Raw genomic sequence first — 15,568 nt, 5'->3', positions numbered from 1 at the left:
TTAAACTTATGACCAGTTCCGAAACGCCAATTTATCGCTATCTTTGGGCAGCCGATCGAGCCGTAGGTCAAATTTCAGCGGGACGGCTAATTCAAGGCAGATACGAGGTTGTCAGCCCCCAAATTTGGCGGGATACTCAACCGGAACAGCCACCTTACATTCTTGAAGAGTTACCAGACGAGATTATCCCCTACCTGCGTCTTTTCCCCCAACGCCTGCACGTTCCAGAGGTACATGGTTGGGCAGTTTTGGGCAAGGAACCAGAAACTGCTTTGGTGCCATTGTTGGAAAACGTGCCGATCGATGTTGATGGCGACCTTTATCCTTCTATTGTAGAGGCGTGGACTGGGGCATCGGCGACGCGGCAGGTTTATTGGTTGTGGCAAATTCTCCAATTGTGGACGCCTTTATCAGAACAAGGTGTAGCGTCGAGTCTACTCTTGGCCGATAATATCCGGGTTCAAGGTTGGCGGGTATGGCTGCGGGAACTTTACGGCGATGGAGTGGGAGAGGAAATCACCAGCGAACAGCTAACGTTTCTCACCCCGACTCTCAAAGATCTGGGCAGTTGTTGGATGCAGTTGAGCCAAGCTGCCGCAGCACCTGTGGCGGCGCAATTGCAAGCAATTGCCCTACAGATGACTAACGACGAGGTAGAGTTGGAAGCGATCGCTACTCAACTCAATCACCTATTGCTGTTGCAATCGGCGCAACTTCCCCTCCGCATCCACGTAGCGGGCGCAACTGATACGGGGCCTCAACGCGCTACCAATGAAGATGCTTGCTATCCTACCGCATCGGATCTGCAAGAGGCTACAACACAACCAAATGACTTGCTGATTCCCCACTTAACGCTAGTTTGCGATGGAATTGGGGGTCATGAAGGCGGCGAGGTAGCCAGTTCCCTGGCACTCCAGACGATCAAACTGCAACTGATCGCGCTGCTGTTGGAAATTGCCGAACAAACTGAAATTGTCCCACCCAAATTAATCGCCGATCAATTAGCTGCGATCGTGCGAATAGCCAACAATTTAATTTCCAACCAAAACGACGCCCAAGGGCGAGAGTCTAGGGCAAGAATGGGTACAACTTTGGTGATGGGACTCCAGTTACCGCAAAAAATTCGCTTTGCTAATGGGGAAGAACTCCGAAATGCCCACGAATTGTATATCGTCAGCGTAGGAGATAGCCGCGCCTATTGGATTACCGCCGATTATTGTCAGCAGCTAACCATCGATGATGATGTAGCCACGCGGGAAGTTCGTCTAGGGCGCAGTATATACCGGGAAGCACTGACTCGCACTGATGGCGGGGCATTAACCCAAGCGCTGGGGACGCGGGATGCTCAACAACTGCATCCTGCGATCAGGCGATTTATTCTAGAAGAAGACGGTCTGCTGCTGCTGTGTTCTGATGGGTTAAGCGATCGCTCTCTAGTCGAGCAATCTTGGAAAGATTACGCCAAGCCGGTACTTAAAGGCAAGTTATCTTTAGATGCAGCAGTTCAATCTTGGATTAACCGGGCTAACGAACAGAACGGTCACGATAACACTTCGGTGGTACTCTCCTGCTACTTCGTCTCGGAGGAACCTCCAGCACTATTCGATCCCAAGCAGGTAGAAACAACGATTCAATCTCCCAACACCCGCTTGCAGTCAGAACTCACGGCGGCATCCAGAGCGCTGTTGTACGATGAATCCGTAGCGATGCAAAAACAAGAACCCACGGCATCTCCAGGGCGACGCAACTTGCTAACTCTACTGGGAGTATTGGCTTTTCTTGTCATCGTCGGTGTGGGTGGCTATGCACTTTGGCTGACGTCCAAACCTCAAAATTCCCCACAACTCCAACAAGCTGCACCCTCTGCCCCTCAGTGAAAAGGGGCTCCAGGGGCACGAGGGGCACGAGGGGAATTTGAATGTACATTCTCCCCATCTCCCCATCTCCCCATCTCCCCATCTCCCCATCTCCCCATCTCCCCATCTCCCCATCTCCCCATCTCCCCATCTCCCCATCTCCCCATCTCCCCATCTCCCCATCTCCCCTGCTCCCCTGCTCAATCATGAATTTTGGGGTCGCTTCTGTGCAAAGATAAAAAGATTGTCAGAAGCTTCGAGCGAAGCTTTTGCAGAGAGTAACTAAAGTTACTCGCGTCGTATTCCTCCCTGGCTTAAAAGCGCAGGATTTCCACAGTTACTGAGATATTTATGAAGGTAGGCGATCGCGTCCGCGTTGTACAGTCTGTGATTGTGTACACTCATCCCGAACACCGCAATAAACCCTTGGATGTCAAGGGGATGGAAGGAGAAGTGATCGAGATTATGAAGGAGTGGCAAGGTAGACCTGTAAGCGCCAACCTTCCTTTCATAGTCAAGTTTGACAAGAAATTCAAAGCCCACTTTCGCGAGGGAGAACTTGAATTGTTAAACTAGCGGCGATTTCGGACAAACAAACCAAATATATTGAGTTCGCGCCGCATCTTTTGCAATTCTTGTCGATGCAGCGCTGCTGTCGCATAATACCACTCGCAGTAGCGCTGCAATTCTTGGCGATGCTGCACTTCTCGGTAAAATTCGCTGCTTACCTGCTGGGTAGCAAAAATTTTATCACCAGGCGGTGGCGGCGTTGGTATAATATTTCGCAATTCGTTGGACATTATATGTTTTTTGTCAAGATCTAACCTGGCCTTTTATAGGCTAGCGTGCTTTCCCATCCAAAATCTAAAATCTACAATAGACCTCTGGCAAAAATACCTGGGGCGGGCTTTCCGGCCCACCCCACAAAACAAAACAACTCTTGTGGGGTGGGCGTCCCGCCTGCCCACAAGTTGATGGAAAACGGACTTTTGCCAGCAGTCTAATCTAAAATTTCTCACAGCCAGCCCTTAAGGCGATAAATTGCTATGCCAACGTACTCTTTGATGGCGCTGGTGGTGTTGTCTAAATTCTCGATATCGGGCAAGAGATTGAAGATAATTGCTTGCCAGCTATCTAATGGCTTAAAATCCTTTTCGGTGACCAAAAAGTCCGTCGGTGCAGCGATCGCATCAATCCCTTGCCGCTTGAAAATTAGCAGCGACCGCGGCATGTGCATCGCCGATGTTATCAATAATACGCGCCGTTGCATCTTTTTATCATCGAGGATTTTTCCCACGTTGACTGCATTTTGGTAGGTATTGAGCGAAGTTGGCTCTTCCAAAATAGCCGATTGCGGAACCCCCATTGCTAAGGCAATTGCCGCCATATCTTTAGACTCGGACTCGTTATTGTCCTTCCAATCAATTCGCCCACCGCTGAGAACGAGCCAAGGCGCTTTGCCCTGCCGGTATAACTGGGCACCGTGGAGGATGCGATCGCCTCTATCTGATACATCTACCCAAGGACGCGGCGGCAGTTTGGGCTTAATCCCGCCGCCCAAAACGACGATAGCCGCAACTTGGGGCAATTCCCCCCTGGGGATGTGCTGCCATTCTAGACTTCGCACTAAATAGCGAGACACAGCGGCATTACTGGCTATCAGTAACACGAAAAGTGCGGTTGCGATCGCGCCTACTGCTATCCTGGGTCGTTTCCAGAAGGTTATCAACGCCACAACCATCAACAGACAGGCTAGCCCCAACGGGTAAAAGAATATAGGCAGCAGCTTGGACAAAAATAAAAACATATAGCTAATTGCTAATGGCTAATGGCTAGAAAAGCCAGTTTGACAAGCAGCCCACCTCACTTTTAGGAAAGTGACCGTGAGAAGTATAGCTTTTGTTTCAGCTACCCGCCTGTTCTTTTTTCTTCCTTTGAGCAGCTTCTCTTTCCAGTCGCCTCAACAGCCTATTTGAACGGGCATTCTTCCAAAAAAATGCGCTGGGACGGCGTTCGTAACGCTCCCTCTGCCATAGTTTGAACAGTTCCCTGGGACTCAAAGGCTTACCGTCTTTTTGAGCAGGTTCGGCAGGTTCTAGGGGTTCCTTGCCTGGTTTGGATTCATCTTGACTCGTCCAACCAGCAATAATCCAGCTGTTGGCGACTCCGCCCAATATGCCATAACACAGGGACAGGGTGAATGGCAGACCCAGCACCCAAAAAGCCAGGAACAAAAATAAACCCGAAATTACTCCAGCAATAACACCCGCTGATTTGGATAGCATTTTTCTTCTTTGATACTACCTATTGCAGAATACAGCCAGGATATTAGTCCTAAATCTGAATTCTGCAATCTGAAATCTAAAAATTGTATCATTCCATGCTGAGGATCTGTGCCACTAGAGTTTCTGGGTCTTGGGTGGTGTCTAGGGTTGTAACATAAGCAAGTTCTGCTTCTGTGAAGGGTTCGGCGGCGGCAATTTGGGACGCGAGTAGGTCGGCGGTGGCGTCGGTGATGTCGCCGCTGCGGGTATTGAGGCGATCGCGCAATACTGACTCTGGGGCGGTACAGTAGAGGATTTGTAGGGGTATCTGGTGGGATTGGGATTGAGACTTCGCATCCTGTCTCAACGCTTCTCGGTCATACTTAGCATCTAATATTACCGGGTAGCCCGTCGCTGCTAGTTTAATTCCCAATTCCAACAGGCGTCCGTAAGTTTTCTCGGTCATTTCTGGCGTGTATAAATCTTCTGCTCCCCGTTCGTACAAAGGTACGCCTCCCAAATGCTTCCGCACTGCATCGGAACGAATGTGAATTGCACCTATGCGCCGCGCTAACTTTTTGGCGATCGTACTTTTGCCAGAACCGGATATTCCCGACATTAAAATTAACTTTCCTTGGCGCGGTTTTGTGTATTGCCACGCCATTTTGTAATAGTGAGCGGCTGTTTCTTTGGCCTTTTCTTTTTCAGCCGCCGGTACTCCCGGATCGTCCAACAAAAACGAAGTTACTTTCGCTCGCACGTAGGATTGACGGTTTAGGTACAAAGGTAATACTTGCAACCCTTCCCAGTCGCCAGTCTGTTCGATGTAAGTATTCAAAAAAGCATTACCTAAATCTTGACGCCCCCTCGCCTCCAAATCCATTACGGTAAAGGCTACATCGTACATGACATCGACAAAGCGGAACGGTTCGTTGAATTCAATGCAGTCAAACAGCAGAATCTTGTCCTGTAACAGACAAATATTTCTTAAGTGCAAATCTCCATGGCATTCTCGAATCCAGTTATTTTTAATTCTCCTGGTCAATATTTCTCGGTACTCGCCGAAGAATCGGTCCGAATATTGTTTAGTTTCGTCGAACTGGGATTGAGTTTGAGCGCCACCTATATATTTCTCAGTTTGCTCGTAATTTTCATCAAAAGCCTTGCGAACTTGAAGGGGTTCCCCAAAGGTTTTAATGTATTCATTTGTTGGAGCTTTGGCGTGGAATTGAGCCACAACTCGCCCCAGTTCTTCCATCATGGTTTCTGTCAGCTTTCCGCGTTCAAATAAACTGAGGAATAGGGCATCTTGGGGAAATTGACGCATTTTTAACGCATATTCGACTGGTTCGCCAGTCCCCCCTATTTGCAATTGCGTATCGCTTTGGGTAATGGGCAAAACTTCTAGATAAATTTCACCAGCACCCTGCTGATTGAGCCGCAATTCTTCATTGCAGAAATGCTGGCGTAATTCCAAGGTTGAGTAATCCAAAAAACCAAAATTTACCGGCTTTTTGACTTTATAAGCATAATCGCCAGTTAGTAGCACGTAAGAAACGTGAGTTTGAATCATTTCAATGGGTTCTGTTACCGGATGGGGATAGAACCCAGGCTGCATCATCTGTTGAATTAAGGGGGGAAGAGAAGAATCAGTCATTTTAATAATCTGTAGGACAAATTTACCAACAAAAACAGGACTTAGGCAAAAAACCCGGTTTCTCCGCAAAATCGTCGGTTTCTAGTCGCGAGATTGACGCAAAAACCGGGTTTTTGGGACAATTTTACCAACAAAACCAGGACTTAGGCAAAAAGCCCTGTTTCTCCGCAAAATTGTGCGTTTCCAGTCGCGAGATTGACGCATCACCTTTGTTTTTGACCCCGCGTGGTAAGTCCTGAAAACAAAAAGCCAGGGGATATCCCCTGGTCTTTTATACAACAAGATCCAACATTTGTTGGTAACAAAATCATTAAGATTCTGCCGCTGTTGCCTTATCCTCATCGCTGCTGCGGGGCGCAACGACTGTTACGACTGTTTGTTCCCCATCGGTTAAAGCTGTAACGCCTTCAGGTAGAATAATGTCGCGGACATACAAGCTACTACCAACTTCCAGAGTCGAGACGTTAATTTCAATTGAGTCTACAATTTTGTCTGGGGCGCAGCGCACCTGAAGTTGGGTGATGACGGTGTCTAACACACCGCCGCTATTTTTGACACCTGTGGCTTCTCCGACAAAGTGCAGCCGCACTTCTACATCGATGGGACCGTGAGCGGCGATCGCAAAAAAGCTCAGGTGGTAGGGAAAACGTTTCCAGGGATGGATTTGCACTTCCCGCAGTAAGGTTTTACCGCTCCATCCCATGTCAGCCACGTTCAAATCAATTACGGTATTGTTAACCGAGGCTTTTTCTAACAGCCGTTCGGCTACTTTGGCGTCCACTGTCAGCGCCACTGACTCGACACCTTTGTGACCATATAGCACCGCAGGAATTAGCCCAGAACGACGGAGGGCATTTGGTTTGGTACCGGCTTCGCGCTTTTTAGATTCAACTGTGAGTTCCATCTTGGGATTTTGGATTGTAGGATCGAAATCGAATTTCAGACGGATACAGGCGTACCGTCTGCGTGTAACAGTGCCCGTTTGGGGCCGTGGATCGGGTCTTCCACGATAATAGTTTGGTCGCGGCTAGCGCCTAAGGAGACAATCGCAATCGGGACTTCCATCAATTCGGCAAGGAATTTAAGATAGTCCAAAGCTTGCTTTGGTAAGTCTTCTAGATTGCGACAGGAGGCGGTAGATTGTTGCCAACCTGGTAGAGTTTTATAAATAGGTTGGCAACGGGCAAAGACGCGGGCGCTACTGGGAAAGTTTTCGCAACGTTGACCGTCTATTTCGTAGGCAACGCAGACTTTAATTTCTTCTAGTTCGTCCAGAACGTCTAGTTTGGTGATGGCGAGGCAGTCCATCCCGTTGATTCGGACCGCGTAGCGACCGATGACGGCGTCAAACCAGCCACAGCGGCGCTTGCGTCCCGTCGTCGTGCCAAATTCCGCACCGCGATCGCACAGCAACTCTCCTAGTGTACCGTGCAGTTCCGTGGGAAATGGCCCTTCTCCCACCCGCGTCGTGTAAGCTTTGGCGACGCCGATGACGCGGTCTATCATTGTCGGCCCTACACCCGTTCCCACGCAAGCCCCACCCGCGACGGGATTGGATGAAGTGACGTAGGGATAAGTGCCGTGATCCAAGTCCAGCAGCGTGCCTTGCGCTCCTTCAAATAAGATATTGCGCTTGTGCAAGATCGCGTCGTAAATTCTCAACGAGCTATCCACCACATGAGGACGCAAGCGTTCGGCATATCCTAAATACTCCTCAATTACCGCTTCTGGATCTAAAGGCGGCAAGTTATAAAGTTTTTCCAGAATGACATTTTTGTAGTTAATTGACCAATTCAGCTGTTTACGCAGCCCTTTTGGGTTCATTAAGTCTAAAACCCGGATGCCCGTTCTTTCTGATTTATCCGCATAGGTGGGGCCAATACCCCGTCCCGTCGTACCAATTTTATGGTCTCCCCGTCGTTCTTCTGATGCCTTATCAATTAGGCGATGGTAAGGCATCGTCACGTGAGCTGTTTCCGATATCAGCAAATTCCGCGTCGAGATGTTAAGCGCTTCTAGCTGGTCGAGTTCTTCGATTAGGACTTTCGGGTCGATCACCGTGCCGCAACCGATGATGCACTCGGTGTCGGGATACAATATGCCAGATGGAATCAAGTGTAGTTTAAACGTCTGGCCTTGCACCACAACGGTGTGTCCGGCGTTGACACCCCCTTGGTAACGTACAACTACATCTGCTGATTTGCTGAGTAAGTCGGTGATTTTTCCTTTTCCTTCATCGCCCCACTGGGCACCGATCACAATTACGTTTGCCAAGGGTTTATCTTTATATAGCTACAGTTTTCACAAACTCTCATTATCACCATTTAGCACTGTAGTTGTCAACCCTTGAATGCGAGGCGGCTGGGGTTTTATCAACCAGCGAACGCGAGTGCGTGCGGTCGGCATATCGCATTTCACCCCATTCCATGTCCGCAGCGGGTATGGAAAACAATGCTCCCGCGCCAGTATTGGCGTCGCCATCCTCAAATTCTGCAAATTTTTAGCCTTTCTCAGGTTCCCTAAGTAATCATCCTCGTGCAAGACAGCATCTAGCCCCATTCAATTTTCCCAAGTAGGGATAATTGAATCAGGGGTAATGGTCCCAACCGTTAAGTCCTCAAGCCTCAGATTGACAAAGAACAACCCTCAACCAGTAGCAGTTGAAATTGTCAAAACTGGGGGTATCGAACCTCCAGTTTTTACCCGCATTCCTTCAGGCGGTTTCGCAAAGAGCGTCCGAAACACCAGCCGCCGTCTCACGCTCCCATCCCCCCTACCGTCTTTTTTAAGGGGGGTAGGGGGGATGGGAGGCTCCTGCGGGGATTAGCTGAGTTCGAGGAACTTGTTGAGACAGAACAACCCCTACCGGGCATTGGGTGGGGGGACTTATGCAAAAACCGAATTAGTATGATGTAAATCATCCGTGGCGATCGCATTTCGTATCCAGCATACTTGGTGTTTTTTTCCGGTTTCAGGTTCTGCTTAAGTATTGGGTTTGTCGCTCAACTGCTGACCCCTAGCAGCTTTTCTCCTGGTATCATTCCCCAATTTACTCGCGGCTTTGTGAAAATTTGTGAAATTCTCCGCGAAATTACGGATCGAAACCGCATAAGCGCTTTTTAAAGAAACTTTTTTTGCTCTGTAGTCTTGCTGAAAATAGGTAAAATTCCTCTCCCAAGCTTGACGGGAATTGAAAAATCAGGATATTATTTTATCCAAGGTTAATCAGAAAAGAGGTTGGCGATCGCTCTTAGCAATTTAGATGCTTGAATCCGAGCAAATCTCAGATTCTATTAACACTTTAGATGGGGCATTTTAAACATTAGTGAAAACTGCTAACCGGCAGTCTAAACCCTATTTCAAATTACGGGTTTACATAACAGTCAAATCAGTTTTTTGACTGCGCTTATCCAGGGAAAAGTATTACCAGCTACAAGCCAGACTCTCAAAAATTTAAAACAGATTGACGCTCGCTGGATATCCGGGTTGTAAAGACTTTGGTATCTGCCTAAAATCAGCTGGAGTTCAGGTTAATTTTTGGCTCTATTTTCGGGCATGAAAAACGATGGAAAGCCTTGTTTTTTAAGGTTTTTCAGGTGCTTGTCTACCCAAAGAATCTGCAAACGCACAGTTCCCAAAAAAATCACGACTCTCAGGCTATGATGCAAATAATTTTCGTGTGTTCTATCGGTTTTTACTTGATAATCGCGGGCAATTTGTTCGCAACCTGGTTCGGGTACTTCAAGAAATATACCAGCCCATTTGATCCGCAGAGGTTCTCCTATCTGATGACTTTGGTGGTAGGTGCTGTATTTTGGCCTGTGGTTGTTCCAATTGCTTACCTGTCACTTTTGAAACGTCGAGAAGCACAGGATTTATCCTAGTTTTTTTGGGTGGAGCAAAAAAGTCAGGACTTACGCACGACGAGGGCATCACCTTTGTTTCGACCTAGAGAAACTTTGGTGATTTGCGTAAGTCCTGTAAGTAAAAATCCACTGCTTTCGGTTAGGTATTTCCATGGTGTTATGGGGCTAGCCTCTGGGTAACGAGTTCGGCGGCTAGCCCCAACGCGGCTTTCATACTGGTAGCATCCGCAATTCCCTTACCCGCAATATCAAATGCCGTACCGTGATCGGGTGAAGTACGGACAAATGGCAAACCGATGGTAGTATTAACTGCGCGGTCAAACGCCATTAATTTGACTGGAATTAAACCCTGATCGTGGTAGAGTGCCAGATATCCATCTGCGGGATTTTGGTAGTGGTGTTTTTCCCCCTCTACCCCTGTGCCAAACCAGGCTTGACCGGGTTTAACCCACATCGTATCTGGGGGAATCGGACCTTCCAGGATAATCTCAGGTCTGCTATAGCGTTCTTGTTCCAAGAAGGGAATTAACCAATCTTTCTCCTCGCGTCCCAGCTGTCCCTGTTCGCCGCTGTGGGGATTTAAACCCGCGCAAGCTATCCTTGGTCTTTCTATCCTAAAATCTTGCTGCAAGCACTCTACCAACAAATCCAGTTTCCGCTTGATCAACGGGGGTGTCAGCGTATCTGCCACTTGACATAAAGGAATATGTGTGGTAGCGAGTAAGCTACGGAGAGTCCAGCCGGTGTGGGGCGATCGGGCGACGAATAACATGCCAAATCTTTCTACACCAGCTTTCTCGGCTAATAGTTCGGTTTGACCCGGATAATCGTATCCAGCAGCCTTCCAGGCGGATTTAGCAATCGGGCCGGTGACGATGGCGTCGAATTCGCCTGCTAGGGTGCGAGCGATCGCCGTTTCCATATAAGCAAAACTCGCCGCCCCGCTGGCAGCATTGCCAATTCCACTAATAATTCGATCTTCTATTTCTCTAGGCAGATTCACCTCTAGAATTGATAACCCTGCCGGATCTGCCAACAATTCCTGCTTCTCTTTGCGACGCAGATCCGAGTAAATCTTTTGCAACAGCGCCCGACTGCCGATTACAGTAATATCGCAATTTTGGCTAACTTCGGGGTCAGAGAGCGCCTTCAGCACAACCTCTGGCCCAATTGAGGCAGGATCGCCCAGGGTCACCGCCAACCTGCGCCGTCCGTCGCCCTGGTGAAGGGCAGCATTTGTAAAGAAAGCTTTCTGTGCTTTCATATTATCGCCTCGCCCCCATTCCTCCACTCGATGCCCGTCAGCAATACCTTTTATATGTAGATTGTTAGCTTAACTGTTTTATACTAACGTAAGTTGCTAGTTACATCGAGCGGTACTGGTAATGGTTAATGGGTAATGGGTAATTGTACTAAGGGCAAAAACCTGTTAATCCAATTACCAATTACCAATTACCAATTACCAATTACCGCTCTCACAAATTATAACTAGCAACTTGAGTTACTAACTTTTAGTTTTGACTGAATCTGCTGATAGTTTTGACTGAATTTAGGAGTGTCCAAATAATGAACGCTGAGTTTTTGAATGCGATGGTTTTGTCCTTCAGCCTGATTATTGTGGGTATGGGGATGGGCTTTTTGTTGCTAAAAATTCAAGGGGGCGAAGAATAGCGCCCTCTAACGGCGTTATTAGTGAGGACTCTTGTCCTCACCTTAAACCTCCGGGAGTATGGAGAGCCACCCATCTTTTAAGTGGGGGATGAAATAATTAACGAGCGGTTTTAACCGCCGTTCCCCAAAAAGGGGTGGGGGTATGGTTGCCTCCAAAGCTCCGTTAAACGGGTTAAGTTAGCTATGCCTCCTGCGTCGGCACGCTGCGCAAACGCCAATGTTATTTAGGCTTGTTAGGCTAGCAGCACCGTCTTACCGCTTGTAAAAATCTCCGCATATCTCGGCAATCATCCGCAAATATGGGTAGACGAAAGTCAACGGTTTATCTTTTGCCTATATCAAGCGCCAAAAGGCTTACCGATTGCTCAGTTTGACCTGATATTCCCAGTTAGAGACTGCACTGAAAGCAGAGGAATTGAAATATTTGGTTTTTTGATGATTAGTTTGTGTCAAGTGTTTCAAGGTTTTCAGGCCAAGTAAGCTTTAACAACCCGCACTAATCAAGCGTAATCTGATTATACAACCAATATCTCGGCATTTATGCAGATATTTGCCAAAATATGCCTAGATATTTTTATTCAGCTACCAACCCCTCGTAAAACTGTTTAACCACTAGCGACAGAGCAGGGGACTAGCGAGAGCATCCCAGGGTGTCGTGACCTAAATAACGTAGTCAAGTTTTGACTGAGGCTCGTCAGCTACCTGAAGTTTCTCGGCCGTGAGCCGCCGTCTCTTCAGAGCGGGGTGCTGACCCTCCTGCATCATTGCCACCGCCCCGGCAACCGATCTTAGCCTTTAATTAAGCGTATTAAAGTAATTTTGTCAATCCCCTGAAAGAAATCGCAAAATTCTGATAACATCTTAGAGAAAGTTTAAGATTCGTTACTAATCTGAGTCAGCACCCGGCTTTAAAGACACGGGGCAACTCCGTCTTAGAGCGAGGTGCTGACCAGCCGCGCGTCTTAATAAACCCGGTGGGGCAAAGGCGAGATATCTAATTAGATTGCGTCTTGGCTAACATCACGCTGTTATTAGCAGGCGTTTCCGGCTAATAACAGGAACGAGTAAGAACTGTACCTCTTCTGACTCTCCCCTTAAAGGGGCTAGCTTAAAAGCTAGAGTCGTTTTTCCTCCCCGGCCTAAAAGCACCGGGTTACAAAACTCCCGTGAGATTTTATGACTTTATTAGTGGTCGGTGCCACAGGCACCTTGGGAAGACAAGTGGCTCTCCACGCCCTGGAAAAGGGATACAAAGTCCGCTGTTTAGTAAGGAGTTACAAAAGGGCGGCTTTTTTGAAAGAAAAAGGCGCCCAACTGGTACCGGGAGACTTGTGCGAACCAGAAACCCTGCAACCAGCATTAGAAGGAGTAACCGCAGTGATTGATGCGGCAACCGCCCGCGCCACCGAGGCGAGCATCAAACAAGTAGACTGGTTCGGCAAGGTGGCACTGATACAAGCCGCCAAAGCCGCCGCCGTCGAGCGGTTTATCTTTTTTTCGATTCTCAACGCCGAAAAGTTTCCTCACGTACCGCTGATGGAAATCAAGCGGTGTAACGAGCTATTTTTAGCAGAATCCGGTTTAAATTACACGATTCTGCGACCCTGCGGCTTTATGCAAAACTTAATCGGCGAGTATGCCATCCCCATATTGGAGAAACAGGCGGTTTACGTCACGAGTAAATCCGCCCCCGTTGCCTATATGGATACGCAGGACATCGCTAAATTTGTCATTCGCGCCCTGGAAGTACCGGAAACTCAAAAACAAGCATTTCCCGTTGTAGGAACTCGTGCTTGGAGCGAAGATGAAATTATCCGCCTGTGCGAACGGTTGTCCGGGCAAGAAGCCAAGGTGACGCGCCTACCCCTAAATTTCCTCCGCACGGTGCGCCAAATGGCGCGGTTTTTCCAGTGGGGCTGGAATTTAGCCGACCGCATGGCTTATGCCGAAGTTGGCGCAACAGGGGAACCGATGAACGCGCCAATGGAGGAAGTTTATCGAGTATTCGGGCTAAACCCAGAAGAAACAATTACCTTAGAAGCTTACATGCAAGAGTACTTCAGCCGGATTATGAGAAGGCTCAAAGAAATTGATTACGAGCGCAACAAAGGTAAGAAAAAGCCACAGAAAAAAACCCAGATGTGGTTTTAAGCCGATCTAATTTCGCGGCATACCCCATCCGACGGGAGCGGTAGGGAGGATGTCAACAATGGTAAAATGCTCGAACCTACCAAGAACTACGTTGAGCAGCCCATCGTGCTTTAGCCGGGGGATGAAAACGGTACACATTGTTCGCCATAGCGGACCCTCTGGGGTGGGACGCATCCTGGAGATTAAACAAAATGCTTGTGGAGACGGTCTCTAGGGGACTGGCGACAGTCTAGTTAAGAGTCCGAGAAGCAAGAAGAAAGGTTACTCGGCGTGTCTTGGGAGCGCCTTTTAACAACCTTTTAAGAATCCCCTCGTCTTTAGACAGGGGAGTACGTCAATTACTCATAAGCAAAAACTGGATTTGCTCGCGTGCCAAAAGCCGGGATTATCTACAACGACATCAAACCAACTGCTTGCCGCGTCGCCACAGAGCTGAAAGACCAGTTAATCAATACTGGTTGGGAAGTTTGCCTGACAACGGGGGTGGGCGGTATTCTGGGTTATTCCGATTGCGAACGCCCCGTTTGTCATACACCCATCGAGCATTTAGTGCCTGCCGGTTTCGACTCGGAAATGGCTTTTGCCACCGTATTGGGGGGAGATGGGACGGTACTGGCAGCGTTTCGCCAGCTAGCGCCCTCTGGGGTTCCCTTGCTGACGGTTAATACTGGTCACATGGGTTTTCTGACGGAAACTTACGTCAACCAATTGCCGCAAGCAATGGAAAAGGTTATGGCAGGGGAATACGAAATTGAAGAGCGCACCATGCTATCAATTCGCCTATTCCAGGAAGATACCCTACTGTGGGAAGCGCTTTGCCTGAATGAAATGGTGATTCACCGGGAACCCCTCACCAGCATGTGCCATTTTGAAGTGAAAATCGGCAGGCACTCACCCGTGGATATTGCGGCAGATGGGGTGATTGTCTCGACGCCGACTGGTTCGACGGCGTATGCTTTGAGTGCGAATGGCCCGGTGATTACGCCGGGAATTCCCGTGTTGCAGCTAGTGCCGATTTGTCCTCATTCTTTGGCTTCGCGGGCGTTGGTGTTTGCCAATACCGAACCCGTGACGATTTTCCCCGCAACTCCGAATCGATTGGTCATGGTAGTTGATGGCAATGCGGCGTGCTACGTGTTGCCAGAAAATCGGGTACGGGTGGAGAAATCCCAATATCCTGCCCGCTTTATCCGCCTGCAACAGCCTGAGTTTTTCCGGATTTTACGGGAAAAATTAGGCTGGGGTTTACCTCATATTGCTAAACCGACTTCCGTGGAATTACCATGAATCGGTAATTGCTAATCGGTAATGGGTAATGGGTTGTGGAGTGTCAACCGCCTCACCCACAAGGGGACAGGGTTTCCAGGCGGGAAGACTTTTATGAATAGCATTTTATGAATACCATCGGGTCCAGCCACAGTCCCTGTGTCTTGGTGATTGAAACAGACGAAGCTTTGGCTCAAAATCTCAGTCTCGATCTGAGACAATCTGGCTATGACCCAGTGATAGCCGAGGATGTGCCTACGGGGCTTTATCAAGTCGAGGCACGCCACCCGGCTTTAATTGTGGTAGACCGGATGTTAGCAGGGGAATCAGGTCTGACATTGTGCCAGACTCTTAGGGGTGCTGGTCATAAAACGCCAGTACTATTATTGATGGCTCGCGATACTGTGGAAGATCGGATAGCTTGTTTAGAAGCAGGGGCGGATGATTACTTCCTCAAGCCATACCGCAGTGAAGCGTTTCTCAAGTTAGTACGCTTCTACCTTGAGCCCCATACTGATAGTTCACAACAGTTACGATTTGCCGATCTGATTTTAGATCTGGGGAGCCGCAAAGCCATCCGTAACGGACGATCTATCGACCTGACGATGAAGGAATACGAACTGCTAAAGTTTTTGATGGAAAATCCCCGCTTAGTCCTCACCCGCGAACAAATTCTGGAAAATGTCTGGGGCGATGATTTTATGGGCGAGTCGAATGTGATTGAAGTGTATATTCGCTATTTACGCCTCAAAATTGAAGATGAAGGCGAAAAGCGGTTGATTCAGACCGTGCGGGGTGTGGGGTACGTTCTCCGGGAAGCTTAGATCGGGGATATTG

Annotated in this window: 15 protein-coding genes; 7 read left to right on the top strand and 8 right to left on the bottom strand. The window is 48.5% G+C overall.

What is annotated here, in order from left to right; genetic code table 11:
* The first annotated feature begins 8 nt into the window (after positions 1–8).
* From ACE1CM_RS10440 to ACE1CM_RS10430, 3 genes are all read left to right on the top strand, one after another.
* Positions 9–1,877: a PP2C family protein-serine/threonine phosphatase gene (locus ACE1CM_RS10440; RefSeq protein ID WP_374877351.1), complete on the top strand. Its 1,869-nt coding sequence runs from the start codon at positions 9–11 to the stop codon at positions 1,875–1,877.
* Positions 1,878–1,914: 37 nt separating this feature from the next.
* Positions 1,915–2,142 carry a hypothetical protein gene (locus ACE1CM_RS10435; RefSeq protein ID WP_374877350.1) on the top strand — a complete coding sequence of 76 codons (228 nt, stop codon included), beginning with the start codon at positions 1,915–1,917 and terminating at the stop codon, positions 2,140–2,142.
* A 65-nt stretch (positions 2,143–2,207) separates the two neighbouring features.
* Positions 2,208–2,432, top strand: coding sequence for a ferredoxin-thioredoxin reductase variable chain (locus ACE1CM_RS10430; RefSeq protein WP_226590458.1), 225 nt, complete (start codon positions 2,208–2,210; stop codon positions 2,430–2,432).
* On the opposite strand, the gene ACE1CM_RS10425 is transcribed toward ACE1CM_RS10430, so the two are convergent.
* The 8 genes from ACE1CM_RS10425 to pdxA all read right to left on the bottom strand — a co-directional run bounded on the left by ACE1CM_RS10425 (position 2,429) and on the right by pdxA (position 10,907).
* Positions 2,429–2,656, bottom strand: coding sequence for a hypothetical protein (locus ACE1CM_RS10425; RefSeq protein ID WP_374877349.1), 228 nt, complete (start codon positions 2,654–2,656; stop codon positions 2,429–2,431). The genes ACE1CM_RS10430 and ACE1CM_RS10425 overlap by 4 nt on opposite strands.
* A 215-nt stretch (positions 2,657–2,871) precedes the next feature.
* Positions 2,872–3,663, bottom strand: coding sequence for a YdcF family protein (locus ACE1CM_RS10420; RefSeq protein WP_374877348.1), 792 nt, complete (start codon positions 3,661–3,663; stop codon positions 2,872–2,874).
* Positions 3,664–3,760: 97 nt separating this feature from the next.
* The gene (locus ACE1CM_RS10415) at positions 3,761–4,141 is read right to left on the bottom strand and encodes a hypothetical protein (RefSeq protein WP_374877347.1); all 381 of its coding nucleotides are present in this window, start codon (positions 4,139–4,141) and stop codon (positions 3,761–3,763) included.
* Between the two features lie 88 nt (positions 4,142–4,229).
* On the bottom strand, positions 4,230–5,777 hold the full coding sequence (locus tag ACE1CM_RS10410; protein ID WP_374877346.1) for an AAA family ATPase: 1,548 nt from the start codon (positions 5,775–5,777) through the stop codon (positions 4,230–4,232).
* Between the two features lie 310 nt (positions 5,778–6,087).
* Positions 6,088–6,681, bottom strand: coding sequence for a 50S ribosomal protein L25/general stress protein Ctc (locus tag ACE1CM_RS10405; protein ID WP_374877345.1), 594 nt, complete (start codon positions 6,679–6,681; stop codon positions 6,088–6,090).
* Between the two features lie 35 nt (positions 6,682–6,716).
* Positions 6,717–8,051, bottom strand: coding sequence for an adenylosuccinate synthase (locus tag ACE1CM_RS10400; RefSeq protein ID WP_374877344.1), 1,335 nt, complete (start codon positions 8,049–8,051; stop codon positions 6,717–6,719).
* Positions 8,052–8,078: 27 nt separating this feature from the next.
* Positions 8,079–8,336, bottom strand: coding sequence for a hypothetical protein (locus tag ACE1CM_RS10395; protein WP_374877343.1), 258 nt, complete (start codon positions 8,334–8,336; stop codon positions 8,079–8,081).
* A 1,464-nt stretch (positions 8,337–9,800) separates the two neighbouring features.
* Positions 9,801–10,907, bottom strand: coding sequence for a 4-hydroxythreonine-4-phosphate dehydrogenase PdxA (gene pdxA / locus ACE1CM_RS10390; RefSeq protein WP_374877342.1), 1,107 nt, complete (start codon positions 10,905–10,907; stop codon positions 9,801–9,803).
* Between the two features lie 302 nt (positions 10,908–11,209).
* Here pdxA and ACE1CM_RS10385 point away from each other — a divergent pair, with 302 nt between their 5' ends.
* The 4 genes from ACE1CM_RS10385 to nblR all read left to right on the top strand — a co-directional run bounded on the left by ACE1CM_RS10385 (position 11,210) and on the right by nblR (position 15,555).
* Positions 11,210–11,314 carry a PetM family cytochrome b6-f complex subunit 7 gene (locus ACE1CM_RS10385; RefSeq protein WP_226591005.1) on the top strand — a complete coding sequence of 35 codons (105 nt, stop codon included), beginning with the start codon at positions 11,210–11,212 and terminating at the stop codon, positions 11,312–11,314.
* A 1,176-nt stretch (positions 11,315–12,490) separates the two neighbouring features.
* On the top strand, positions 12,491–13,465 hold the full coding sequence (locus ACE1CM_RS10380; RefSeq protein WP_374877341.1) for an NmrA family NAD(P)-binding protein: 975 nt from the start codon (positions 12,491–12,493) through the stop codon (positions 13,463–13,465).
* Positions 13,466–13,834: 369 nt separating this feature from the next.
* On the top strand, positions 13,835–14,752 hold the full coding sequence (locus ACE1CM_RS10375; RefSeq protein WP_374877340.1) for an NAD(+) kinase: 918 nt from the start codon (positions 13,835–13,837) through the stop codon (positions 14,750–14,752).
* A gap of 107 nt (positions 14,753–14,859) precedes the next feature.
* Positions 14,860–15,555, top strand: coding sequence for a response regulator transcription factor NblR (gene nblR / locus ACE1CM_RS10370; RefSeq protein ID WP_374877339.1), 696 nt, complete (start codon positions 14,860–14,862; stop codon positions 15,553–15,555).
* Positions 15,556–15,568 lie beyond the last annotated feature (13 nt).

It is taken from the genome of Microseira sp. BLCC-F43 (assembly GCF_041929235.1).
In the GTDB taxonomy this organism is placed as follows: Bacteria; Cyanobacteriota; Cyanobacteriia; order Cyanobacteriales; family Aerosakkonemataceae; genus Microseira.
This window is presented reverse-complemented; position numbering and strand designations above follow the sequence as displayed.